Below are 5,246 nucleotides of genomic sequence, written 5' to 3'. Positions count from 1 at the left end.
AAACGCCTGGAGAATGGCGGCACTGTCGGCAACCAGTGAAGCCTTGCCGGGGCCTGGACGGTACAGGTGCTCATGGCCGGCCGGGTCGAGCACCGTCAACTCCGTCAGCCGCCCGTGCCCCAGCTTGGGCAGTTGCTCCAGCTCTTCCAGCGTGGCGACCCCGGCAAACCCCGGTGCAGCCACGGCGAGGATTTCGTAGCTCGACAGCTGCACCGCCCGATGATTGGAGTCGAGCATCCGCCCCAATCGAATAGCCACATCGAAGCGCTCGGAGATCAGGTCGGCGTGGCTGGAGGAGGTGGATAACTGGATGTTCAATTCCGGGTGCAGGCCGCGAAAGGTTTCCACTGCCGGCACCACCACCGCCAATCCGTATTCGACGGTGGTGGTGATCCGCAATGTGCCCTTGAGCTGGCTGTGCTCCGAACGGGCCTCTTCCACCGCCAGGCGCGCTTCTTCCAGCATGCGCGTGCAGCGCAGGTAAAAGCGTTCGCCCGCATCGGTCAGTGCCAGTTGCCGAGTACTGCGGGTCAGCAGGGTCACGCCCAGCTCGGCTTCCAGGCGCTTGAGGTTGAAGCTCACCACCGCTCGCGTCTGCCCGAGGACATCAGCGGCTGCCGTCAACGATCCGGCCTCGACCACGGCCTTGAAGGTGTCGAAACGATCCAGGCTGACCATATGCCACGCGCTCCTTTGTCAAAATATTTTTGACAAACTAACAGTCAAACCGCTGTTTCCCAAGTGCCCGCACCCGCCTACCCTGCCGCCATCCACAGCAGGAACTGCGCAATGACCTACCGCTCGAAAGTCACCTGGATCTTTCTACTGGGCTTCGCCCTCGACCTGGTGAACATGTTTGTCGCCACCATCGCTTACCCGGACATCGCCCGCGAGTTGCACGCCTCGGTCACGCAACTGGCATGGATCGGCAACGCCTACATGCTCGGCCTGACCGTCGTCATTCCCCTGAGTGTTTGGCTGGCGGCGCTGTTGGGTGAGCGCCGGTTGATTGCCGTCAGCCTGTTGCTGTTCGGCGTAGCCTCGGTGCTGGTGGGCCAGGCCGCCTCGATTGAAGCGCTGATCGGCTGGCGCCTGTTGCAGGGCTTGGGTGGCGGCTTGTTGATTCCGGTGGGGCAAGCCTTGGCCTATCGGCATTTTCCGCCGGCAGAACGCAGCCAACTGACAGCCAGGGTCATGCTGGTGGCGCTGCTGATTCCGGCGTTGTCGCCAGCATTGGGCGGCCTGGTGGTGGACAGCGTGTCGTGGCGCTGGATCTTTTTCGCCAACCTGCCGCTGGCGCTGATCACCGTGATGCTGACCTTGCGCTGGCTGGTGGCAGACACGCCCGCGTCCACACGCCCGGCGCTGGAGCTCGGTCACGTATTGGGCCAGGCTCGCCGCCCGATGCTGCGGGTCGCGATGCTGGTTTACCTGTTCATCCCGGGCGTGTTTATCGGCACCAGCCTGGTGGCGATTCTTTATCTGCACGGCCTCGGCTTTACCGCCAGCCTCATCGGCGCGCTGATGCTGCCGTGGGCGCTGGCCTCGGGGCTGGCGATTGCCTTGAGCAAAAAACTGTTCAATCGCTGCGGGCCGAGGCCGCTGCTGCTGGCGGGCATGCTGCTGCAAGCCCTCGGCATCCTGTTGCTGATCGAGCCGCACCCGGTTGTCGTGGTGCTCGCCTACCTCCTGATGGGCCTGGGTGGCAGCCTGTGCAGCAGCACCGCGCAAACCCTGGCCTTTCTCGACATTCCGGCCGAGCGCATGGGGCATGCCAGCGCCTTGTGGAACATCAATCGGCAATTGAGTTTTTGCCTCGGTGCCGCCGTGCTCAGTGGGGTGCTGGCTGCGCTGGACTCGTTCACCGTCACCTTCGCGATTGCCGCGGCGTTGACCCTGTTTCCATTATTTGCCGTACTGTGCCTGGATGCGTCCAAGGTACGGACACTGCTTCACCCTGCCAGCGAGCCCACACGATGATTGACTACCGCGATTTTTTTGATGAAGTGATCCAGGCCCATGTCGAGATCGAGCAATGGTTTGCCGGCACAGCCCCCGAGGGAACACTGGAGGTTTTGCTGAGGCGTTTTTCGCCGGACTTTTCCATGATCACCCCGGCGGGCAAACAACTGGATTTTGCACTGCTCAACCAGCTGTTCAGCCAGGCTGGCGGCAAGCGGCCCGGGTTCAGGATCAGCCTCAGCGAGTTTGCCGGGATTGACCGACATGCCCGTGGCGCGACGGTGAGTTATCGCGAGCAGCAGGTGGATGGCAGCGGTGCCCAAACCGATCGGCGATCGACCGTGGTGTTTGAAAAGCAGGCCAGTGGCGCCCTGCTGTGGCGCCATTTGCACGAGACGTTTCTACAGGCCTGACACGGTAAAAATGTGGGAGCGGGCTTGCTCGCGAATGCGGTGGATCAGTCGATATTTTCGTTGACTGACACACTGCCTTCGCGAGCAAGCCCGCTCCCACATTCAGTTCTGTGTTTGGTTGACGATCACGGTGCAGGTGATCCCCGCCGCCAACAGCACACCTTCCGGCACTTCATCGATATGAATCCGCACCGGCACCCGCTGGGCCAGGCGCACCCAGTTGAACGTCGGGTTCACATCGGCGATCAACTCGCGGCTCTCCGGGTTGTCCCGGTCGTAGATGCCGCGCGAAATGCTTTCCACGTGCCCCTTGAGGGTTTCGCCGCTCATCAACTGCATGTCGGCCTTGTCCCCGACTTTGACGTGGGGCAGCTTGGTTTCTTCAAAGAAGCCGTACACCCAGAACGAGTTCATATCCACCACCGCCATCTTCGCCTCGCCAATACGCGCGTAGTCGCCACGGTGCACGTTGAGGTTGGTGACGTAGCCGTCGACCGCCGCCACCACCTGGGTGCGCTTGAGGTTCAGTTGCGCCGCTTCAAGCTGGGCCAGGGCATGTTGGTAGTCGGCCAGGGCCGAGTCGGCGATGTTACTGGCGTCGTCGCGGTTTTCCTTGGAGATCACCAGGGCGTCGAGGTCGGCGCGGCGGTGGGCGTTGACCTTGCGCATCTCCCAGGTGGCCTTGCGGGAAGCCACCAGGGATTGCGCCTGCTTGACCGCAATCTGGTAATGCTCAGGGTCGATCTGCATCAGCAGGTCACCCTTTTTCACCAACTGGTTGTCACGCACCGGAACGTTGACCACTTCGCCGGTGACGTCGGCGGCGACGTTGATGATGTCGGCGCGCACCCGGCCATCGCGGGTCCAGGGAGTTTCCATGTAGTGCACCCACAACGTGCGGCCAATCCAGATCGCCAGGGCCAGTACCAGCAAGGTCGCGAGCAGGCTGAAAAACTTTTTCATCGGGGCATTCTCAACGGTAGACGGTCAGCGCCAGGGCGCCGAACAAGCAAGCGAACAGGCTCAGGCGCAGCAGCGCCGGGTGCCAGAAAAAACGGTACAGGTCAAAGCCGGCCAGAAACCGGTCGAGGGCCCAGGCCAGGCCCGCCGCGATCAGAAACATCAGGGTCATGGTGGGCATGTAGACGCCATGGAAGGCGATTTCACGAGGCATGGGCGGGTCCTTCGGGCTTGAGGGCAGCCAGGGGTGATTGCGGGTCCAGCAATGAGGTGCGGATAAAGTGCAGGTAGCTTTTCACCCGGCGCAGGGCCGAGGTGTCGAAGTGCGGGGCGAAGGGTTCGTCGGTGGCCTGCACCCGGCTGATGGCGTGGTCCACGGCGACCAGGCTGCGCTCCAAGTTGCTGGCGCTGGGTTGCAGGAACAGCCGCACCAACGAACGGCCCATCACCCGGATCGCCTGGCGCCACGGCTGGGACTCGGCATACGCCGGGTGCACCGGCAGGATCGCCTGTTCCTTGCGCAACTCGATGATCGCGTGGCCGACTTCCAGCACCACGAACATCCAGCGCAGCAGGTTGCGTTGCACCTGGGGTTGCCCGGCGGCAAAGCCGTAGGCCTGGTGCAGCAGGTCGCGGGTGCGGCTTTCGAAACCCGACGCCAGGCCCTTGAGTTTGCCGCTGATGGCGAACACCACTTGCTCGCGCAAGTCCTGCTCCAGCCGACGCCACAACCAGCGGCTGTTGGGCGGCAGGATGATCGCGCCCGCCGCCGCACACACCAGCATGCCGATGACCATGGCGATGTAGTCGTTGATGAAGGTATAGGGGTTGTAGATCGTGAGGTTGTCCGGCACCGAGCCGGTGCTGAAGAAGATCAGCAACCCGACGCCGACTCCTGCGTACTGCGGGCGCGAAGCCAGGAACGAACCGAAGATGATCACCGGCGCGAGCATCACGCACAGCAACGGGAAACCGTCGATCCAGGGAAACACGAAGAACATTTCGACAAAGCCCACCAGCGCCCCGATCAAGGTGCCGCAAGCCATTTGAAAGGCCATGCGCTTGGGGTTGGGGGTGGCGGCCGACAAACCCACCGTCGCCGCGGCGATCAGGGTCATGGTCGCGCCACTGGGCCAGGCCGTGGCCACCCAGTAACTGCCGAGCACGATCAGGATAAACGAGGCGCGAATCCCCGAGGCGGCGCAGGCCAGCCAGTTGGTTTTCGGGGTGTAGGGTTCGTCCCAGTGTTCGCGCTCGTGGCTGTGATCCGCCAGGGAGGCGTGGGTCTGGGCGTAGTTGTGCAAGTCGTCGACGAAGCGGTACAGCAGCTCATAGGCGGTGTGAAAGTCCAACAGTTCGGCGTCGCTGGGGGCGCTTTCCTGGAAGCGGGTGCGCAGGCTGCGCACCTTGGCGGGCAGGCCTTCCTTGTAGGCGTTCAACTGATTGGCCAGGCGCGCCGCATCGGGGCTGGTGAGCGCACGGCCGGAAAAACCGTCGAGCAGTTCCGCCAGGTCTTGCAGGCCCGGCTTGATCGCAGCCACCACGTGATCGGCCTCCTGGCTGCGCAGGCGCTCGAGCAATTGGTGCAAGGCGTTGAAGCGCGTGGTGATGCCCATGAACTCGCTGTTCAAGCGCGTCAGCCGGCCATTGCGCCGACGCATGTGCGGGTCTTCGAACACGGTGATGCTGCGCAGCCCTTCCAGGCCCACGGCTTCGGCGATAAAGCGCACGTTGCTGCGTTCAAAGCCTTCGCGCTCGCTGCGACCGCGCAGGCCGTCGGTGACGAACAGCGAGAACACACCGAAGCTCTGGTACAGGGCGTTGCGCATCGCAGCGCTGGCGGTTTGCGGCAGGATCGCGGCGCTGACCAGCGTGGAGCAGACAATCCCCAACGAGATTTCCAGGACTCGC

General features: G+C 63.2%; 6 protein-coding genes. 2 read left to right on the top strand and 4 right to left on the bottom strand.

Going from position 1 to position 5,246, the window contains the following annotated elements:
• A partial coding sequence (locus HX846_RS12775) for a LysR family transcriptional regulator (protein ID WP_178965500.1) occupies nucleotides 1-678 on the bottom strand: 678 nt, incomplete at its 3' end.
• Between the two features lie 111 nt (nucleotides 679-789).
• Between HX846_RS12775 and HX846_RS12770 the strand changes: the two genes are divergently transcribed.
• Nucleotides 790-1,980, top strand: coding sequence for an MFS transporter (locus tag HX846_RS12770; protein WP_087692838.1), 1,191 nt, complete (start codon nucleotides 790-792; stop codon nucleotides 1,978-1,980).
• The gene (locus tag HX846_RS12765) at nucleotides 1,977-2,375 is read left to right on the top strand and encodes a hypothetical protein (RefSeq protein ID WP_008434185.1); all 399 of its coding nucleotides are present in this window, start codon (nucleotides 1,977-1,979) and stop codon (nucleotides 2,373-2,375) included. Before HX846_RS12770 ends, HX846_RS12765 begins: the two co-directional genes overlap by 4 nt.
• Before the next feature lie 102 nt (nucleotides 2,376-2,477).
• On the opposite strand, the gene HX846_RS12760 is transcribed toward HX846_RS12765, so the two are convergent.
• The 3 genes from HX846_RS12760 to HX846_RS12750 all read right to left on the bottom strand — a co-directional run.
• Nucleotides 2,478-3,338 (bottom strand): HlyD family secretion protein, encoded by an 861-nt coding sequence (locus tag HX846_RS12760; protein ID WP_087692839.1) that lies wholly within the window; start codon nucleotides 3,336-3,338, stop codon nucleotides 2,478-2,480.
• Between the two features lie 10 nt (nucleotides 3,339-3,348).
• Nucleotides 3,349-3,549 (bottom strand): DUF1656 domain-containing protein, encoded by a 201-nt coding sequence (locus HX846_RS12755; RefSeq protein ID WP_003216262.1) that lies wholly within the window; start codon nucleotides 3,547-3,549, stop codon nucleotides 3,349-3,351.
• A partial coding sequence (locus HX846_RS12750) for an FUSC family protein (protein WP_178965499.1) occupies nucleotides 3,539-5,246 on the bottom strand: 1,708 nt, incomplete at its 5' end. The genes HX846_RS12755 and HX846_RS12750, both read right to left, overlap by 11 nt.

It is taken from the genome of Pseudomonas sp. K5002 (assembly GCF_013386655.1).
Taxonomy (GTDB): Bacteria; Pseudomonadota; Gammaproteobacteria; order Pseudomonadales; family Pseudomonadaceae; genus Aquipseudomonas.
Note: the sequence above shows the minus strand (reverse complement) of the source record. Positions and strands in the feature narration are given on the sequence as shown.

Excerpts from the sequence above, each read along its gene's own strand:
- HX846_RS12770 (WP_087692838.1), top strand. The coding sequence starts at position 790 with ATGACCTACCGCTCGAAAGTCACCTGGATCTTTCTACTGGGCTTCGCC.
- HX846_RS12765 (WP_008434185.1), top strand. The coding sequence starts at position 1,977 with ATGATTGACTACCGCGATTTTTTTGATGAAGTGATCCAGGCCCATGTC.
- HX846_RS12760 (WP_087692839.1), bottom strand. The coding sequence starts at position 3,338 with ATGAAAAAGTTTTTCAGCCTGCTCGCGACCTTGCTGGTACTGGCCCTG.
- HX846_RS12755 (WP_003216262.1), bottom strand. The coding sequence starts at position 3,549 with ATGCCTCGTGAAATCGCCTTCCATGGCGTCTACATGCCCACCATGACC.